The organism is Streptacidiphilus anmyonensis (assembly GCF_000787855.1).
In the GTDB taxonomy this organism is placed as follows: domain Bacteria; phylum Actinomycetota; class Actinomycetes; order Streptomycetales; family Streptomycetaceae; genus Streptacidiphilus; species Streptacidiphilus anmyonensis.
Genome location: NZ_BBPQ01000005.1, coordinates 193,991 through 208,133 on the forward strand (window position 1 = coordinate 193,991; position 14,143 = coordinate 208,133).

Annotated in this window: 16 protein-coding genes; 6 read left to right on the top strand and 10 right to left on the bottom strand. The window is 72.5% G+C overall.

Annotated elements, in window-relative coordinates:
• Window positions 1-1,150 (top strand): serine hydrolase domain-containing protein (locus TR50_RS08460; RefSeq protein WP_042417115.1); only part of this gene is annotated, 1,150 nt, incomplete at its 5' end.
• A 25-nt stretch (window positions 1,151-1,175) separates the two neighbouring features.
• On the opposite strand, the gene TR50_RS08465 is transcribed toward TR50_RS08460, so the two are convergent.
• The 4 genes from TR50_RS08465 to TR50_RS08480 all read right to left on the bottom strand — a co-directional run bounded on the left by TR50_RS08465 (window position 1,176) and on the right by TR50_RS08480 (window position 4,481).
• Window positions 1,176-2,732, bottom strand: coding sequence for a hypothetical protein (locus TR50_RS08465; RefSeq protein ID WP_042416892.1), 1,557 nt, complete (start codon window positions 2,730-2,732; stop codon window positions 1,176-1,178).
• A gap of 248 nt (window positions 2,733-2,980) precedes the next feature.
• Entirely contained in the window at window positions 2,981-3,472 is a 492-nt protein-coding gene (locus TR50_RS08470; protein WP_042416895.1) for an SRPBCC family protein, read from the bottom strand.
• Window positions 3,469-3,852: an ArsR/SmtB family transcription factor gene (locus TR50_RS08475; RefSeq protein WP_042416897.1), complete on the bottom strand. Its 384-nt coding sequence runs from the start codon at window positions 3,850-3,852 to the stop codon at window positions 3,469-3,471. The genes TR50_RS08470 and TR50_RS08475 overlap by 4 nt, the downstream gene beginning before the upstream one ends.
• 95 nt (window positions 3,853-3,947) lie before the next feature.
• Entirely contained in the window at window positions 3,948-4,481 is a 534-nt protein-coding gene (locus TR50_RS08480; RefSeq protein WP_063775032.1) for a MarR family winged helix-turn-helix transcriptional regulator, read from the bottom strand.
• A gap of 104 nt (window positions 4,482-4,585) precedes the next feature.
• On the opposite strand from TR50_RS08480, the gene TR50_RS08485 reads away from it, so the two are divergent.
• Window positions 4,586-5,014 (top strand): nuclear transport factor 2 family protein, encoded by a 429-nt coding sequence (locus TR50_RS08485; protein WP_052440846.1) that lies wholly within the window; start codon window positions 4,586-4,588, stop codon window positions 5,012-5,014.
• A gap of 45 nt (window positions 5,015-5,059) precedes the next feature.
• Window positions 5,060-5,818 carry an SDR family NAD(P)-dependent oxidoreductase gene (locus TR50_RS08490; RefSeq protein ID WP_042416899.1) on the top strand — a complete coding sequence of 253 codons (759 nt, stop codon included), beginning with the start codon at window positions 5,060-5,062 and terminating at the stop codon, window positions 5,816-5,818.
• Between the two features lie 7 nt (window positions 5,819-5,825).
• On the opposite strand, the gene TR50_RS08495 is transcribed toward TR50_RS08490, so the two are convergent.
• The 5 genes from TR50_RS08495 to TR50_RS08515 form a co-directional block, all read right to left on the bottom strand.
• Window positions 5,826-6,377: a GNAT family N-acetyltransferase gene (locus tag TR50_RS08495; protein ID WP_042416902.1), complete on the bottom strand. Its 552-nt coding sequence runs from the start codon at window positions 6,375-6,377 to the stop codon at window positions 5,826-5,828.
• 83 nt (window positions 6,378-6,460) lie between these two features.
• Window positions 6,461-7,348: a glycosyltransferase family 2 protein gene (locus tag TR50_RS08500; protein ID WP_174514817.1), complete on the bottom strand. Its 888-nt coding sequence runs from the start codon at window positions 7,346-7,348 to the stop codon at window positions 6,461-6,463.
• 5 nt (window positions 7,349-7,353) lie between these two features.
• Window positions 7,354-8,178, bottom strand: a complete 825-nt coding sequence (locus TR50_RS08505; protein ID WP_084699933.1) for a CDP-alcohol phosphatidyltransferase family protein — start codon at window positions 8,176-8,178, stop codon at window positions 7,354-7,356.
• The gene (locus TR50_RS08510; protein WP_042416906.1) at window positions 8,156-9,217 is read right to left on the bottom strand and encodes an iron-containing alcohol dehydrogenase family protein; all 1,062 of its coding nucleotides are present in this window, start codon (window positions 9,215-9,217) and stop codon (window positions 8,156-8,158) included. Before TR50_RS08510 ends, TR50_RS08505 begins: the two co-directional genes overlap by 23 nt.
• Window positions 9,205-9,960: a phosphocholine cytidylyltransferase family protein gene (locus TR50_RS08515; protein ID WP_042416910.1), complete on the bottom strand. Its 756-nt coding sequence runs from the start codon at window positions 9,958-9,960 to the stop codon at window positions 9,205-9,207. Before TR50_RS08515 ends, TR50_RS08510 begins: the two co-directional genes overlap by 13 nt.
• Before the next feature lie 205 nt (window positions 9,961-10,165).
• Here TR50_RS08515 and idi point away from each other — a divergent pair, with 205 nt between their 5' ends.
• Window positions 10,166-10,732, top strand: a complete 567-nt coding sequence (idi, locus tag TR50_RS08520) for an isopentenyl-diphosphate Delta-isomerase (RefSeq protein ID WP_042416913.1) — start codon at window positions 10,166-10,168, stop codon at window positions 10,730-10,732.
• Between the two features lie 224 nt (window positions 10,733-10,956).
• Here idi and TR50_RS08525 read toward each other — a convergent pair whose 3' ends face one another.
• Window positions 10,957-12,057 (bottom strand): calcium:cation antiporter, encoded by a 1,101-nt coding sequence (locus tag TR50_RS08525; RefSeq protein ID WP_042416916.1) that lies wholly within the window; start codon window positions 12,055-12,057, stop codon window positions 10,957-10,959.
• A gap of 128 nt (window positions 12,058-12,185) precedes the next feature.
• Here TR50_RS08525 and TR50_RS08530 point away from each other — a divergent pair, with 128 nt between their 5' ends.
• On the top strand, window positions 12,186-12,713 hold the full coding sequence (locus TR50_RS08530) for a MarR family transcriptional regulator (protein ID WP_084699935.1): 528 nt from the start codon (window positions 12,186-12,188) through the stop codon (window positions 12,711-12,713).
• Complete coding sequence (locus tag TR50_RS08535; RefSeq protein ID WP_236654335.1) at window positions 12,710-14,113, top strand: MFS transporter; 1,404 nt, start codon at window positions 12,710-12,712, stop codon at window positions 14,111-14,113. Before TR50_RS08530 ends, TR50_RS08535 begins: the two co-directional genes overlap by 4 nt.
• The last annotated feature ends 30 nt before the right edge of the window (window positions 14,114-14,143 follow it).

The following is a 14,143-nucleotide window of genomic DNA, read 5'->3' on the forward strand; positions in this document are numbered from 1 at the left end:
CGCGCCCGCCGGTGCCGCCGACGCGGCCCGCGGGCACCGGGGGCCCGACTGCGTCGCCTCCCCGGGCCCGGCCCGCGGCCAGGGCCGGGCCGTCCGCGACATCGTGGTCAAGGACCGGCGCGAGCTGAAGCTCCGCGCGGTGGTGGCCCGGGTGACCGAGCACGGCCGCGACGTGTGGACCGGCGCGGTCGGCCCGTCGATGACGGACGTCCCGGCCCGCCCCGACATGCGCTTCCGCACCGGCTCCGTGGGCATCGCCTTCATGGGCACGATCCTGCTGCAGCTCGTCGACGAGAAGCGGGTCAGCCTGGACGACCGCCTCTCGCGCTGGATGCCCGAGATCCCGCATTCGCGGGAGATCACGCTGCGGATGCTGGCCACCACCACGACCGGCTTCCGGGACTACGTCACCGACCCGGGCTTCCTCGCCGAGCTGGAGGCGACGCCGTTCAAGCACTGGTCTCCCGCGGAGCTCCTCCACTACGCGAACCCGAGGGTGCTGCTCTACAAGCCCGGCACCAACTTCAGCTACTCGCACGCGAACTTCCTGCTGCTGGGCGAAGCACTGGAGCGGATCACGCACACGCGTCTCGACCACCTGCTGGAGCAGCGCATCTTCCGCCCCCTGGGCCTGCGCGCGACCTCGAACAGCTACACGCCGGACATCCCCACGCCGGTCCTGCACGCCTTCACGGCGGAGCGCGGAACGTACGAGGAGTCGACGTTCTGGAACCCCTCCTGGACGACCGCCCCGGGCGCCGTGATCAACCAGGACATCTGCGACCTCGCCCGCTCGGCCGCCGGCATCGGCTCAGGACAGACCCTCTCCCAACACGGGTACCAGACCCTGCTCGACCCGGGCACGATCGGACTGGGCACGCCGACCAAGAGGTGCCCGGCGACCGTCTGCCTGCCGCAGACCGAAACGAACCACTTCGGCGTGTCCGTCCTGGTGGTGAACGGCTGGGTCATCCAGAACCCGTCCTTCTCCGGCTACGCGGCGGTGATGGCCTACCTGCCCTCCAAGGACCTGTCGATCGCGGTGTCGGTGACCGACTCGCCCGCCACCGACCTCAACGCGCAGAACCTGGGGAACAACATCGTCAAGGACCTCTCGGAGGCGCTGGCGCCCGACCAGCCGATCACCTGAGCCGTCACCTCCCCGTCGAGGGAGATCACGCGTGCCGGGTCAGCAGCGAGCGCATGACCTCGACCGGCAGCGAGGGGTTCGCCCCGGCCGCACACGCGACGCCCCACCTGTCGTCGTCGACCAGCCCGGCGATGACGCCCGGTGGGAGCTCCGGGCGGCCCGCGGCGGCGGAGGGGTCCGCGTGGCGGCCGGCGCGCCGCTGCGAGAGACAGGCGAGGAGGACCGGGACCGTCGCGTTCGGGTGCTCGGCGACCGTACGCAGCACGCTGTAGGCGGCGGCGTGACGAAGCACCAACTGCTCCAGCAGAGCGGGCGTGGCGTTCGGGTTCGCGGCGACGCGGTCGGCCACGCGCGGTCCGTGACGGTCGACCATGGCCCGGAGTCGGGCCTCCGAGAGGCCCGGATGCGGGGCGATCGCCGCGAGGACCCCGGCGTCCGGGTCCGCGGCGAGCGCGTCGCGGATCGGCTCGGGCAGGTCGTGGCGTACCGCCACGAGCCTTCGCAGGGCCGGATGGGTCGCCGTGGCGAGCTCGGCGACCTCGGTCGCGGTCGCTGTGACGACGCACGGGAGCGGCACGAAGCCGAGCCTCATCGAGCGGGCGATACGCGTCAGGACGTCCAGGGACAGCCCGGGGCGGTGCGCGAGCGACCGCTGGACGTCGGGGCCCTCGTCCTCGGCGAGGCGCTCGATCGCTGCCGCGTCGATCGACGGGTTTCCGGCCAGGACCGCACGGACCCGCCGCACCGGATCCTCGGCCAACCGCGCGTAGACGTCGGCCGGCAGGCCCTCCCGGGCGGCCACGAGTTCGCGCAGCTTCGCGGACGGGTGGACGGCGAGGGCAGCGACGGCGTCCACGGGTGTCGCCGGGTTGCCCAGCGCCCGGCATCGCATGGCGTGCACGGTCGACTCGTGGGCGCCGTCGCAGGCCTCGCCGGGCAGCAGCCTGCGCTCACCGCGCGGGCGCTCCGGCGCACGGCCCGGGGGAACGGGTTCCTGATCGCAGACCAGGCAGGCCCTCGCGGGCGGCAGCCCTCCGACCGTCCCTTCGCTCCCTTCGCCCGCGAGCAGGGCCCGCAGCGACCTGGGCGGGGTCTGCTCGTTGGCAGCCACCCAGCTCCTGACCTCCGCATGCGGGTGCCGCGCGAGTTCGGCCGCGAGAAGGCCCGGAGCATGGCGGGCGAGGGTGGAGACGACCCGGACGTCAGGGTCGTCCGCGAGTCTGCGGAGCACCTCCGGCGGGAGCCCGGGGCAGCCTGCCAGCTTCTCCCGATACTCCGCCGCCGGATCGTCGGCGAAGCGCCGCACCCATCGCTGGAGTCCCACCCCCTCCTCGAGCAGGGCGAGCGCGGCGAGAGGCTGCACATCCGGGTCGACGTCCTCGGCCCTGAGCGCGGCGTCGTGGACGAGTTGGACGGCGACGGACTCGAAGCGGGCCGCCAGTGCGCGGACCTGCCCGGTCGTCAGATCGGGACGCCGCGCCAACTGGCTCGCGAGCTCCTCGTCCGCCATCGGGACGAGCCGGTCGAGCAGGTCGGCTGGGAGGGAGGGATTCGCGGCGAGGCCGAGCAGCGCGGGGTTCACGGCACGCCATGCTGGCGCAACGGCCCCGTTCCCTCCTCCGGATTTCCGGTGCGGCTCGCGTATGCCGCTCGCGGGCCGCGGCGGCAGGGCGGGCCGCGGACGGCGCGACGCTCGCGCCGAAGCGGGTTCTGGGGTGGTCCGCCGACAACCGGAGCGCCTGGGCCGGGCTGCCCCGCGCCCCGCGCCCGCCCGGCCCGGTCCGGTCCGGTCCCCACACCCTGCCCGTCGAGCCCAGCCCCGAGCGCCCGTCAGTCGAGGCCGGACAGTACGTCGTCCAGTTGCTCGTAGCCCTCGATCACGCCGCGGTCCATGCCGCTGGACAGGATCATGTCGCGGTTCATGAGCGAGGCGACGAGAGACAGGACGGTGACGCGGGTGCGCCCGCCGCCGATGTCCTCGAAGGTCGCGGTGTCCAGGGCGACGCCGTCCGGGTAGCCCTCGTACGTGAAGGTCTGCACCAGGCGACTCTCGGGGCGCACCTCGTGGAAGGAACCGTAGAAGGCGGCGACCTCCTCGCCGTCGCGCAGCTGGCGGTAGCGGTAGTGGCCGCCGGTGCGCAGCTCCCAGGTGTCGAACTCGGTGGTGAGGTCCTTCGGTCCGAGCCAACGGCCGACCAGCTCCGGGTCGATCCAGGCGCGGAAGACCTTGCTGACGGGCGCGTCGAACTCGCGGGTGATGCGGATGGTGGGCAGCTGCGGGTCGGCCTCGATGGCGGTCTCGTGGACCGGTCGCGTGGTCATGGTGATGCCACTCCTTCGTCCTGCTCGTGCTGCTGGTCCTCGTGGTTTTCCTGTACGTCGTCGTCCATGGCCGCCAGCACGGCGTCCAGGCGGCGGAACCGCTCCTCGGCGTTGCGCCGGTAGCGGTCGACCCAGGCGGTCATCTCGTCGAGCACGGCCGTCTCCAGATGGCACGGGCGGCGCTGCGCGTCGCGCGTCCGGCTGATCAGCCCGGCCTCCTCCAGCACCTTGAGGTGCTTGGAGACCGCCTGGAGCGACATCGCGAACGGCTCGGCCAACTGGCCGGGCGTGGCGTCGCCGAGCGACAGCCGGGCCACTATGTCCCGCCTGGTCGGATCGGCGAGCGCGGTGAACGCCCGGGAGAGTTGGTCGTCGGCCACCGTGATCCTTTCTCCGGTCGCTTTCTCAACCGATTGGTTGACAACAACGCTACGCCGGTTCCGGGCTTTGTCAACCGATGGGTTGAAGAAGTCGCTCAGGCGGTGCCGCGGCGCTGCTGCTGCGCCGGCGCGGTCTCCTCCGCCAAGCCGGCCCAGGGCGGCGCGCCCACGCCGTCGGGCCCGGCCTCCGACTCGGGGCCGACGTTGGCCGCGAGGCGTTTCAGCAGGTCGGCGAGGAGAGCCCGCTCCACCTCGGTCAGGCCGTCGTTGAGCTGTTCGTCGAACGCCATGGCCGCCTCGCGCATGCGCAGGAAGGCGGCCTCGCCCTCCTCGGTGAGGGTGACCACGTGGATGCGGCGGTTGTCGGGGTCGCGCTGACGCGAGATCAGGCCGCGCTTGTCGAGCGCGTTCAGATGGTGGGTGAGCGTGGCCTCGCGCAGACCGACCGCCTGGGCCAGCTCGCGCTGGGTGCCCGGACGCCGGATCTTCAGGTTGAGCAGGATCAGCCAGACCGGCAGCGAGCCGCCGGCCCGCTCCAGGGCGTCGTCGAACGCCCGGCTCACCACGCGGGCGGCCTGGCCCAGCTGGAGGCCGGTGGGCGGGCGCATCGGAGGCTGCGGCGTCTGCATACCGGGAGGGTACCAGGATCCGTAGACGCCTAACCCTTTGACATCGAAGCTTTCGAGGTCTACGTTTTCGGGTGAGGGAACTTCGAGAGAACGGGAGACCGATCATGAGCAGCACGCTCTCCGGCGCCGGGACCGCCACCGTCACCGACTGGCTCACCGCCTGGGCGGCAGCCGAGCGCGAGGGCGACGCCGACGCGCTGGACGCCCTGTTGCACGAGGACTTCCGTGGAGTCGGCCCCTTCGGCTTCGTGCTCGACCGCGAGCAGTGGCTGCGGCGCTTCGCCGACGGCCTGCACTACTCGGCGTTCGCCTTCGCGCCGGATCTGGAGGTGCGCGAGGTCGCCGGCACGGCGCTCGTCATCGGCACCCAGGAGCAGGCCGGGACGTACCAGGGCAGGCCGACGGACGGCGCGTTCCGTGCCACGCTCGTCCTGACCGGCGGGCCGGCCTGGCGGCTCGCGGGCATACATCTGAGCCTCCGCACGCCGCCGACCCCTGCGCCTGCGCCTGCATCTGCGCCGCCTGCGGCCTGACACTCCCCCGGATCCCACTCGTCGTCAGGAGAAAGGCAGGGAGCCATGAACGCCCTTCAGAACCGGGTCGCGCTGGTCACCGGCAGCTCGCGCGGCATCGGCGCAGCCATCGCCGAGCTCTTCGCGGCCGAGGGCGCGCGGGTCGTCGTCCACGGGCGGGACGTCGACGCGCTCGAGTCCGTCCGCGCGAAGATCGCCGCGACGGGCGCGGAGGTGTTGGCCGTGCCCGCCGATCTGACCAGCTTCGAGCAGATCGAGGCCCTGCGGGGCCGGGTGGAGGCCCAGTTCGGCCCGGTCGACGTCCTGATCGCGAACGCCGGCGGCAACCCGGTGCGCCCCGGGCCAGTCGAGGAGATCAGCGAGGACGGCTGGCGTGCCGCCGTCGACGCCAACCTGACCAGCACCTTCCTGACGGTGAAGAGCTTCCTGCCGGGCATGAAGGAGCGCGGGCACGGCAGCATCGTCACCCTCTCCTCCGCCGCGGCGCGGCGTCCCACGCCCCACACGCCCGCTGCCTACGCGGCGGCCAAGGCCGGCGTCGAGCTGCTCACCAAGGAGCTCGCCCTCCAAGCCGGCCCGCACGGCGTCCGGGTCAACTGCATCGCCCCCGAGACCATCCTGACGGAGCGCAACCAGCGCCAGATCCCGGAGGAGATACAGCGCACGATGGTCGAGGCCCATCCGGTCCGCCGCCTCGGCACACCGGAGGACGTCGCCCGAGCCGCGCTCTTCCTCGCGGCGGATTCGGCCGCCTGGATCAGCGGCGTCGTGCTGGACGTGGCCGGGGGCTCGGTCCTGGCCTGAAGCAGGCTCACCCGCCCCGGCGAGCGGCGTACTCCTCGCGCGTGATCGCGTCGACGAGCACCCGCGTGCCGCGTACCGGGACGACGGCCTCCTCGGCGAACCGCAGGCCGAGCTTCTCCATGACCCGCCTGGACCGGTCGTTGTCCGGGTGACGGATGCTCACGATCCGGTCCAGCCCCGCCTCGTCGAAGGCGAACGCCAGCAGCGGCGCGGCGGCCTCCGTGGCGTATCCGCGTCCCCAGAATGCGCGCCGGAACCGCCAACCGATCTCCACGACCGGGAGGAGCTGCGGCAGGAACCTCGGCTCGGCCAGGGTGACCCACCCGGCGTACTCCCCGCCGTCCCGCGTGAGCACCGACAGCATGCCGAACCCGTTGTCGGCCCACCCCTGCCGTGCCCGCGCCACGATCCCCGCCGTGGACTCCGGGTCCGACGGGCCGGGGGAACCGTCGCCGATGTACCGCATGACCTCCGGGTCGGTGTTCATCTCCAGCAACGGCGCGATGTCCTCCTCGGACGGAGGACGGAGCAGGAGCCGGTCGGTCGTCAGCGTGATCATGACGCCACTGTGCCAGGGGGACGACGAACCCCCGGACTCCTTTTCGAGGAGCCCGGGGGCGGCAGCTCTGCGACGCACTCCGCTCAGATGACCGGCGGGCGGCCCAGCTTCGTCATGCGCCACACCGTCGACCAGCGGATCGGCCGACGCGGACCGGCGGGCTGGCGCCAGCCCGCGGCGAAGCCGCCGAGCCAGGCGCGAAGGGCCTCGCCGGAGGGGCGGCGTGCCAGCGTCAGCAGCAGCCAGACGCCGAGGTAGACCGGGACCAGGACCGCGGGAAGGTTGCGTCGGGCGAGCCAGACGCGGTTGCGCGCGATGTTGTGGTTGTACGTCGCATGCCGCGAGGGCAGCGTGCGCGGGTGACGGAGCACCACGTCCGAGCGGTACTCGATCTCCCAGCCCGCGTCCAGCGCGCGCCAGGCGAGATCGGTCTCCTCGTGGCCGTAGAAGAACTCGCCCGGGAGCTGTCCGGCCGTGGCGAAGACCCGCGAGCGCACCGCGCTCGCACCGCCGAGGAAGGTCGTCACGCGCGAGGAGCGCATCGGGTCGGCGGCCCGCAGGCGCGGCACGTGGCGGCGCTGCGACAGGCCCTCCTCGTCGACGATGCGGAAGGAGACGATGCCGAGCTTCGGATCGGCGGCGAACGCCTCCCGCAGCTTCTCGGCGGTGTCCTCCAGGGGCAGCAGGCCGTCGTCGTCGAGGAACAGCACGACGTCGACCTCGCGGCCGTCCGGCCCGAACGCCTCGATGCCGACGTTGCGGCCGCCGGGGATGCCGAGGTTCTCCGGCACCGCGACACCGCGCACGCCCGCGGGGAGTTCGGGCAGCGGCGCGCCGTTGGCGACGACGGCGACCTCGACCACGGGACCGCGCTGGGCGGCCACGGAGTCGAGCAGCGCCTTCAGCTCCACGGGGCGGGTGCCCTGGGTGATGACGACCGCGCCGAGCTTCAGGTCCTTGGGTTCTGTCATGTCACTCACTTGAGCCGGCTGGAGAGGACGATGCTGAGCAGGTGCAGTGCGGTCTGCAGCAGGGCGATCGCCGCGAGGACCGCCACCGCGAGGCGGGTGAAGAACAGGTCGCCGTGGACCGCGTCCGCGATGCCCGCCGCCAGGATGACCAGCGACGCCTCGACGCCGCCGATCAGGCGGTGGAACTTGAGCGCCGACGCGATCTTCCGTGCCTTGGCGACGCCCGCCGCGCGCGGGACCGACGCCGAGTCCTCGACGGCCGCCAGGCCGCGGCGGATCCTGGCGACGTCGACGAGGTCCGTCTCCGCCTTGATCAGGATCGCGCCGAGCGCGGCCAGGGTGCCGAGGAAGGCCCAGAGCCAGGCGCGCGCACCCTGCTGCTGGAACAAGTCCGCGGCACGCAGGCCGAAGCCGGTCAGCAGGGCCGCCTCGGAGAGGTAGTGGCCGATGCGGTCCAGGTAGACGCCGGTGGTGGAGGTCTGCTTGCGCCAGCGGGCGAGTTCCCCGTCGACGCAGTCCAAGCCGAGGTAGACCTGGATCAGCAGGGCGCCGAGGACGGCGCCCCAGAGGCCGGGCACCAGCAGCGCGGCCCCGGCCAGCACGCCGGCGGCCATCATCAGCCAGGTCAGCTGGTTGGGCGTGACCGGCGCGTCGACCAGGTGCCGGGTCACCCGCGAGGAGATCCGCCGCATGTAGAGGCGGCCGGCCCAGTGCTCGCCGGAGCGGCGGTCGAGCAGGCCCTCCGGGTGCGCGACGGCGCGGAACTCGGCGAGGGTCGGCTTGCCGGTCTTCATGGCGGTGCCCCGCTCAGGAGCAGACGTCTTTGACATAGGAGGAGTACGCGTCCCGGATGGCGGAGGGGGAGAGGTCGAGGTGTTCCAGGATGGTGTAGCGGCCCGGACGGGTCTGCGGCGCGAAGTGGACGGCCTGGACGAACTCCTCGTCGGAGAAGCCGATCTGGTCGGCCGCCACCGGCAGTCCGTGGCGTCGCAGGGCCTCGACCATCTGCCCCGCGACCGGCAGGTCGCCGCGCAGGTAGGTGGCGAACGCGGCGCCGAGGCCGCACTGCTCGCCGTGCTGCGCCTTGCGCTCGGGGTAGAGGATGTCGAGCGCGTGGTTGATCTCGTGGCACGCGCCGCTGGCGGGGCGGCTGCTGCCCGCGACGTTCATGGAGATGCCGGTGAGCACCAGCGCCTCGGCGAGCGCGACGAGGAAGTCGTTGTCGGCGATCGTGCCCGGGTGGCGCAGGATCGTCTCCCCGGCGGTGCGGGACATGGCGGCCGCGAGACCGTCCACGACCTCGCCGGTCTCGCGCTGCGACAGCTCCCAGTCCGCGATGCAGGAGATGTTGGAGACGGCGTCGCCGATGCCCGCGGCGACGTAGCGGGCGGGGGCCTGCCGGATGACGTCGAGGTCGACGATCATCGCGATCGGGCTGGGCACGCCGTAGGAGCCGCGGCCGGCGTCGTTGTCGAGCGTGGAGACCGGCGAGCACAGGCCGTCGTGGGCGAGGTTGGTGGCGACGGCGACGACGGGCAGGCCGACGCGGGCCGCGGCGTACTTCGCCACGTCGATGATCTTGCCGCCGCCGAGGCCGACGAGCGCGTCGTAGTGGCCGCCCTTGATCTGGTCGGCCAGCTTGACCGCCGCGTCGAGGGTGCCGTCCGCGACCGTGAACCAGGCCGCGCCCGGCAACTGCGGCGCAAGGCGTTCCCTCATCGCGGCGCCGGAGCCGTTGCTGACGGCGACGGCGATCCGCCCGGTGGAGGCGATGCCGGGGTTGGCCAGCACCTGGCCCAGGTGGTCGAGCGCGCCGCAGCGCACGTCGACCACCAGGGGCGAGGGGACCAGTCGGGTCAGTACCGGCACGCGATCTCCCGGCCGCGCGCGAGGTCGTCGTGGTTGTCCACCTCGACCCAGTCGACCTGACCGATGGACTGGACGTCGATCCGCAGGCCGCGGTCGATCATCTCCTGGTAGCCGTCCTCGTAGTACAGCTGCGGGTCGCGCTCGAAGGTGGCCTGCAGCGCGGAGGCCAGGTCGTCGGCGGCGGAGGGGTTGATCAGCGTGACGCCGATGTACTCGCCGGTCGCGTCGGCGGGGTCCATCAGCTTGGTGATGCGGCGGGCGCCCAGCTCGGGGTCGACCGTGACCTTCATCTCCTCGTCGGCCAGCTTCTTGACCGTGTCGAGGGCGAGCAGAATGCCGGGCTGCCGGCCTTCGGCGGCGAGCTTGGCGTTGGCCTCCAGCAGGGTCCGCTCGACCGAGGCCGGGTGGATGGTGTCGCTGTTGGCGAGGATCACGCCCTCCTTGAAGAGGTCGCGCGCGCACCACACGGTGTAGCAGTTGTTCCAGGTCTCGGCCTTGGGGTTGTCCACCAGGTGCAGCGTGACGCCGTGGCGCCGCTCCAGCGCGGTCTTGCGCTCACGGATCGCGTCGGCGCAGTAGCCCACGATGATCGCCACGTCGCGCATCTCCACCTCAGCGAAGTTGCGCAGGGTGATGTCGAGGATGGTCCGCTCGTCGTCCACCGGCACCAGCGCCTTGGGCAGGGTGTCGGTGTAGGGACGGAGGCGGCTGCCCGCGCCTGCGGCCGGAACAAGGCCGATCATGTGGATTCTCCAGGGATTGCCAGTGCGGTTTCACGTACGTTCACGAAGGGTTCGCCCCCACCCCATCGTGCCGATCATCATTGCGGACCTCGGCGTCGCGGGACAAGCCGCAGCAGATCCGGGGGCCTTTTGGGGCAGACTGTACCTGGCCCGAGAGGGCGCTGTTGCTGACGCTGAACCGCGCGACCGACGCGAAAGGTGATCCATGACCACCACCACCGTGACGACGACGGACGAGATCCTGCTCGAGCTTGTCGACGAGCAGGGCCGGACGATCGGCACGGCGGAGAAGCTTTCCGCGCACCAGGCCCCCGGCCGGCTGCACCGGGCCTTCTCCGTGTTCCTCTTCGACGCGCAGGGGCGGATGCTGCTCCAGCAGCGGGCGCTCGGCAAGTACCACTCCCCCGGGGTCTGGTCGAACACCTGCTGCGGGCACCCCTACCCCGACGAGCCGCCGTTCGTCGCCGCCGCCCGCCGCACGGCCGAGGAGCTCGGCGAGGCGCCGGTCCGGCTGGAGGCGGCCGGGACGGTGACGTACGACCTTCCCGACGAGGCGTCCGGGCTGGTGGAGAAGGAGTACAACCACCTCTTCGTGGGTGCCGCCGCGACCGCGTTCATCCCGAACCCCGAGGAGGTCGGCGACACGGCGTTCGTGACCCCGGCGGAGCTGGCCGCGCTGCGCGCGGAGAAGCCGTTCTCGGTGTGGTTCGGCACGGTGCTGGACGCGGCGCTGCCGACGATCCGCACGGCCTTCCCGGGCGCGGGCTGGTAGCCCCCTCGCACGTGCACGAGCCCCGGCCCGCCGCGAGCGGACCGGGGCTCTTCTGGTGCCTGCGCCTCTGTGCCTGCGCCGTGCCGTGTGCCGGCGGCTCCGGACACTCCCCCGAGTGCGCCCGGCGACCGCCGCGCCTTCAGTGTTCGCTCCGGAGCCCTTTGAGGGCAAACGATTTGATGAGGCTCGAAAGGACGAGCCAGCGACCCGGCGCGTGAGACGCGTCACGGATTGGCGGCCAGCACCAGGTACGCCGCCAGGATCGACAGGTGGACGCCGCCTTGCAGCGGCGTCGCGCGGCCGGGGACGACGGTGAGCGTGCCGACGATCATCGTGAGGGCCAGCAGGACCATGTGGGTCGGGTCGAGGCCGAGCACGAGGGGGCCGCTCAGCCACAGGGACGCGACGGCGACCGCGGGGACGGTGAGGCCGATGCTGGCCATCGCGGAGCCGAGCGCCAGGTTGAGGCTGGTCTGGACGCGGTCGCGGCGCGCGGCGCGCACCGCGGCGATGGTCTCCGGCAGGAGCACCAGCAGCGCGATGACCACGCCGACGACGGAGGCGGGCAGGCCCGCCGCGGCGACGCCCTTCTCGATCGTCGGGGACTCGACCTTCGCCAGTCCGACGACGGCGACCAGGGCGACGGCCAGCAGGCCGAGGCTGGTGAACGCGTCGCGTCTGGTCGGCGGGTCGGCGTGCTCCTCGGACTCGATGACCACGCCTCCGCGCGTCATCGGCAGGAAGTAGTCGCGGTGCCGGACGGTCTGGGTCAGCACGAACAGGCCGTAGAGGGCGACGGAGGCGAGCGCCGCGAAGGTCAGCTGGGTGGAGTTGAACCGCGGGCCGGGCGTGCTGGTGGTGAAGCGCGGCAGGACCAGGCTCAGGGTGGCCAGGGTCGCGACCGTCGCCAGGGCGGCGCCGGTGCCCTCGCTGTTGTAGATCGCGACGCGGTGGCGCAGCGAGGTGACCAGCAGGGAGACGCCGACGATGCCGTTGCAGGTGATCATGACCGCGGCGAAGACGGTGTCCCGGGCGAGGGTGGCGTTCTTGACCGGTCCGCCCGCCATCAGTGTGACGATCAGCGCCACCTCGATCGCGGTGACGGCGACGGCGAGGACGAGGGAGCCGAAGGGCTCGCCGACCTTGTGGGCGATCACCTCCGCGTGGTGGACGGCGGCGAGGACCGCGCAGGCGAGGAAGACCGCGACGACCGCGACCAGCACACCGGGAAGGGACCGCCCCCAGGTGGCGAGCAGCAGGAGCAACGCGAGCGCCGGGACGAAGACGGTCCAGGTTCGGGCGAACCGGCGCAAACGATCACTCATGGTCCGAGCTTGCCACAGCCCGACGCTCCGCCCGGGGCGACGGGCCGCGCCCGCTCCGGCGGCACATCGACAGAGAAACTCAACAGGCAAACTTGCAATATACCCTGTCGAAGTCATACGGTTGCGGTATGCGACCGACAGGAACAGCCGACGCCGCCGAGCTGGCGGTGGAACTGCACACCGTGCTCGGCCTGATCTCCCGCAGGGCTCGCGCCGCGACCGCGGCGACGGAGCTGACCGCCTCGCAGCGGTCCGTCGCCGCACGACTGCTCCGCGAGGGACCGGCCACCACGGCCGACCTGGCGCGGGCGGAGTTCGTGCGGCCGCAGTCGATGCGGATGACGCTCGGCGCACTCGAGGAGCGCGGCCTGATCGCCCGCACGCCCCACCCCACGGACGGCCGCCAGGTCCTGGTCGAGTTGTCCGAGGAGGGCCGGGCGACCATCGCCGGAATCATCACGGCCAAGCACGACTGGCTCACCTCCGCCATCGCGGGCGACCTCGACGCCGGTCAGCGCGCGGCCCTGGCCGCCGCCCTGCCCGTGCTGCGCACACTCGCCGGCGCGACGGGGAGCGAGGCAGCGGCCGAAAGAGCGGCCGGATCGGGGGCCGAACCGGCGGCCGAGACGCGGCCCGCGACGGGGGCCGAGGCGTGAGCACCGAGGCCGAAGCCCGCGCTTCGCACTCCGTTCCCGTCGCGACGCAGGGCATACGCAAGCCGTTCAGCGGCACGATGATGGCGCCGCTGCTGCTCGGCGTGGCCCTGAACCCGATCAACTCGACGATGATCGCCACCGCTCTCGTCGCCGTGGGTCACGCCTTCGGCGTCGGCGTCGCCCAGACGGCCTGGCTGGTGGCCAGCCTCTACCTGGCCAGTTCCGTCGGACAGCCGACCATGGGACGGCTCGCGGACCTCATCGGACCGCGCAAGGTCTTCCTCAGCGGGCTCGTGGTGGTGTTCGCGGCCGGACTGGTCGGCGCCCTCGCCCCGGCCTTCGGCTGGCTGATCGCCTCCCGCGTGCTGCTCGGCATCGGCACCTCCGCCGCCTACCCGTCCGCGATGGCCATGCTCCGCGCCGAGTCCCGGCGCACGGGCGTCGAGGCCCCGCGCACCGTCCTCGGCCGACTCTCGCTGGCCTCGCTCGCCAGCGCCGCGGTCGGACCCGTCCTCGGAGGCGCCCTGGCGGCGACCCTCGGCTGGCGGGCGGTGTTCGCCGTCAACATCCCGGCCGCCGTCATCGGCCTGCTGCTGGCGCTGCGCTGGGCTCCCGCCGACCCGCCGCGGCCGGCCGAGCGGGCGCGGATCAGCCTGGATCCGCCGGGCCTGCTGCTCTTCGCGGCGACCATCGCCACGATGATGCTCTTCCTGATGGACCTGTCCCACCCGGACTGGCTGCTGCTGGCCCTCTCGGTGCTGCTCGGCGCCGCGCTGGTGGTCTGGGAGCTGCGGGCCGGGCAGCCCTTCCTCGACCTGCGCCTGCTGGGCCGCAGCCCCGGCCTGACCAGGACGTTCATCCGCAGCGGCCTGACCTACCTGGTGCTCTACTGCATGCTCTACGGCTTCTCGCAGTGGCTCCAGGAGTCGCACGGGCTCAGTTCCTTCCACGCGGGCCTGATCGCGCTGCCGATGTCGGTCACCGCCGCGGTCTTCTCGCTGCTCGGCGCGCGGACGAAGACGCTGCGCGTGCCGCTGGTCGCGCTCACGCTGCTGCTCGGCGCCGGATCGGCGATGCTGCTGCTCCTGGACGGTCGCACGCCGATCGCCGTGCTGGTGTTCGCCAGCACCGTCTTCGGAGTCGGTCAGGGCCTGGCCTCCAGCTGCAACCAGGCCGCCGTCTACGCCCAGGCGCCGGCCGACGGCACCGGATCGGCGGCCGGTCTCCAGCGCACCTCCGTCTACCTCGGCGCGATCCTGTCCTCCTCCGTGCTGGCCCTGCTCTACGGCTCCCGCGCCACGGACGGCGGACTGCACGCCATCGCCGCCGTGATGGTCGCGCTGTGCGGCGCGCTGCTGCTGTTCACCGTCGCGGACCGCGCCCTGCGCGCCGGCCGCTGAACGCTTCCCGACAACCCGGATTCCGAACGC

What these genes read in the sequence shown, in the direction of transcription:
- TR50_RS08470 (WP_042416895.1), bottom strand. Translation starts at nt 3,472, where the DNA reads ATGACCACGCGACCGGTCCACGAGACCGCCATCGAGGCCGACCCGCAG.
- TR50_RS08480 (WP_063775032.1), bottom strand. Translation starts at nt 4,481, where the DNA reads ATGCAGACGCCGCAGCCTCCGATGCGCCCGCCCACCGGCCTCCAGCTG.
- TR50_RS08485 (WP_052440846.1), top strand. Translation starts at nt 4,586, where the DNA reads ATGAGCAGCACGCTCTCCGGCGCCGGGACCGCCACCGTCACCGACTGG.
- TR50_RS08490 (WP_042416899.1), top strand. Translation starts at nt 5,060, where the DNA reads ATGAACGCCCTTCAGAACCGGGTCGCGCTGGTCACCGGCAGCTCGCGC.
- TR50_RS08495 (WP_042416902.1), bottom strand. Translation starts at nt 6,377, where the DNA reads ATGATCACGCTGACGACCGACCGGCTCCTGCTCCGTCCTCCGTCCGAG.
- TR50_RS08500 (WP_174514817.1), bottom strand. Translation starts at nt 7,348, where the DNA reads ATGACAGAACCCAAGGACCTGAAGCTCGGCGCGGTCGTCATCACCCAG.
- TR50_RS08505 (WP_084699933.1), bottom strand. Translation starts at nt 8,178, where the DNA reads ATGTCAAAGACGTCTGCTCCTGAGCGGGGCACCGCCATGAAGACCGGC.
- TR50_RS08515 (WP_042416910.1), bottom strand. Translation starts at nt 9,960, where the DNA reads ATGATCGGCCTTGTTCCGGCCGCAGGCGCGGGCAGCCGCCTCCGTCCC.
- idi (WP_042416913.1), top strand. Translation starts at nt 10,166, where the DNA reads ATGACCACCACCACCGTGACGACGACGGACGAGATCCTGCTCGAGCTT.
- TR50_RS08525 (WP_042416916.1), bottom strand. Translation starts at nt 12,057, where the DNA reads ATGAGTGATCGTTTGCGCCGGTTCGCCCGAACCTGGACCGTCTTCGTC.
- TR50_RS08530 (WP_084699935.1), top strand. Translation starts at nt 12,186, where the DNA reads ATGCGACCGACAGGAACAGCCGACGCCGCCGAGCTGGCGGTGGAACTG.